Origin of the sequence: Stenotrophomonas sp. (assembly GCF_050737575.1) — a bacterium.
In the GTDB taxonomy this organism is placed as follows: domain Bacteria; phylum Pseudomonadota; class Gammaproteobacteria; order Xanthomonadales; family Xanthomonadaceae; genus Stenotrophomonas.
On the sequence record NZ_JBOHXW010000025.1, the window covers coordinates 1 to 1,192 of the forward strand.

The window sequence follows — 1,192 nt, forward strand, 5'->3', positions numbered from 1 at the left end:
GGACTGGTCGCGCGCTCCAGCTCATCGCCGAACAGCTCGAGCGCCTCGGCCGGGCGCCCGAGCCGCAACGACCGCACCCCCGTGTAGAGCGGGCGAGGGCCGTGTTCCCAGCCAGCGAGCTCTCCCTGGGTGGACCACCAACCCCAACCAGGCCCCTCGTACCGGGCGAGCGCCGCAGCAGCCCGCGCATGCTCCAAGAACCGCCCCGAGACCAGGTCGTCCCCGAGCGCCGCGCGCTCGCGGGCCAGGCTCCCGAACACATACGCGCGCGCTACGGGCGGGAGGAATGGGTGGAACCCGGCGGCGGCCTCGAGCGCCGCAACGACCTTGGTTTGATCAGGGTCAGGGCCGTACACAAGGTTCCACGCGCAGCCGACCAGCGTCAGCGCCTCCAGCCGCCGGTCACCCGCCTGCCGCGCCAACCGCAACGCATCTTCGAACCAGGCCTCCGCCTCTACCAGCCGGCCAGCGTTCATCTCACCGTAACCCGCCAGGCACGCCGCATCGGACGCGATCCCCTCCAGCCGCGCCCTGATGGCATCGCTCATCGTTGCGCGCTCAAGCAGGTCGAGCAGCGTGTAGGCGTGCGCTTTCGCCGACCGGACCACCTCCGTGTCCGGGGTGTCCGCGTAGGCGCCGGCGATGTCGGTTGCGGTCCGCGCCGAAATCGCCAGATCACCAGCGCCGATACGCGACCGCCCCTCCAGCAACTGCGCGACAGCAGTCAGGTTGGAGGCCGGCAGCAACAGTCCAGACGACCCGAGGACCTCCAACGCTTTGCGACGGTTCACCTCTTCGATCCATTCGTCTTCGGTCATCCACGTCCACCACCGAGCAGACTCGAACGTATCTCCAATCCCCAGCTGTGCGACCCAGCCGACGTCGAAGTACTTGCACAACGCTCGCCGGAACAACTGGAACGGCCGGTGCAGGCGGGCCTCCCAACGCCGCAGCGTCCGGGCGTTGATCCCCCCACCCTCCTCGCAGCACAGCTCGAGTTGGACGGCCAGGTCTTTGCGATCCATGCCGAGGATCAGCCGGCGGATCTCCAGCTCGGTGACTTTGCGCACGCACTCGTCCACTTTTGCTTGCCCCCCCTTTGTGCCCTGTTCACGCGTTTACGCAACGAAAAGCTGAGCGTACTGCCGCAGGTGAAGGTGTCTGAAATACAGAGTTTGCGCACTTGTCCGCC

1 protein-coding gene is annotated in these 1,192 nt (G+C 67.5%); it reads right to left on the minus strand.

Features of this window, described 5'->3' with window-relative positions; translation table 11 throughout:
* On the minus strand, positions 1-1,070 hold a 1,070-nt coding region (locus ACREP4_RS16975), incomplete at its 3' end, for a hypothetical protein (RefSeq protein WP_431597377.1).
* Positions 1,071-1,192 lie beyond the last annotated feature (122 nt).